This is a genomic window from Limosilactobacillus coleohominis, assembly GCF_016901675.1.
Lineage (GTDB): Bacteria > Bacillota > Bacilli > Lactobacillales > Lactobacillaceae > Limosilactobacillus > Limosilactobacillus intestinavium.
The window spans coordinates 1-935 of sequence record NZ_JACJKU010000170.1 but is presented as its reverse complement, the minus strand read 5'-3'; the positions used below and the strand labels follow the sequence as shown (position 1 = coordinate 935).

Genomic DNA, 935 nt, shown 5'->3' with positions numbered 1-935 from the left:
ATCCTTTCATATAGGTTTGATTCACTTAATATGATACCTGATGTCACGCCGAATGGCGTTTTTGCATTTACCACCAATTAGGTGGCTAACTTCATTCTATAATCCACCATGGCAAAATACTCAACTCAATTCAAAATAAAAGTGGTTCAAGAATATTTATTAGGGAACACTTCTTATAATATCCTCTGTAAGAAGTATGGTATTTCAAGTCCAATAGTTATTCGAGAATGGACTGAATTAGCGAAAAGCCATGGATTGGAATCCCTAAATGTAAAGCATGCTAAACAAAGCTACTCAATTAATTTTAAGCTTAAAGTGGTAACCTAGTATCGCACTCATGATGTAGGTGTAAATAAGGTTGCCGCGCATTTTAATTTAAGTCATTCACAAGTTTATTCATGGTATCGTATATATCAAAAAGAAGGGATTGTCGGCCTACGGCCTAAGCCAAAGGGGCGACCTAGAAAAAACATGAACAAACGGAATAAGCAGCAAAATCAGCCACTACTAACACCAACAAAAGAAGAGCGGTATCAACAAGAGATCGCGGATCTCAAAGCAAAGCTTGCTTATGCAAAGATGGAGAATGACATCTTAAAAAAATTGCGAGCCCTAAGACAGCGGGAAGAAAAAGACAAGCGTTAGTGATTCATGAACTTAGGGCACATTATCCATTAAATGATCTATTACGTTATTTTGAAATACCACGGTCTACGTATTATGAAAGATTAAAAGCCAGTCAAAAAGTTGACAAATACCGTCAAATTAAGGATTTATTAGGCAAAAATACGGGATCGACGAACTTAGTTTTCAAATATGGGTGGGGATTTATGCAAGATTTGGCAAGGAACCATTACTGAATCCACCGAAAGTAACTGGGGATTTTCGGCTGAATCTGATAAAGTGGAAACAAGAAAATTTGGCGTCAATTCCCG

The 935-nt window shown here is 37.0% G+C and carries 2 protein-coding genes and 1 pseudogene; all 3 read left to right on the top strand.

The features are described 5' to 3' along the window. Positions 1-108: 108 nt before the first annotated feature. Positions 109-327: a transposase gene (locus H5975_RS09300; RefSeq protein ID WP_204785628.1), complete on the top strand. Its 219-nt coding sequence runs from the start codon at positions 109-111 to the stop codon at positions 325-327. A gap of 30 nt (positions 328-357) precedes the next feature. Beyond that, positions 358-453: pseudogene (locus H5975_RS09295) on the top strand (helix-turn-helix domain-containing protein); the annotation flags it as partial. Between the two features lie 18 nt (positions 454-471). Next, positions 472-645: a hypothetical protein gene (locus H5975_RS08850; RefSeq protein WP_239459634.1), complete on the top strand. Its 174-nt coding sequence runs from the start codon at positions 472-474 to the stop codon at positions 643-645. Positions 646-935 lie beyond the last annotated feature (290 nt).

Coding starts and splice junctions, on each gene's coding strand:
- H5975_RS08850 (WP_239459634.1), top strand. CDS start 472: ATGAACAAACGGAATAAGCAGCAAAATCAGCCACTACTAACACCAACA.
- H5975_RS09300 (WP_204785628.1), top strand. CDS start 109: ATGGCAAAATACTCAACTCAATTCAAAATAAAAGTGGTTCAAGAATAT.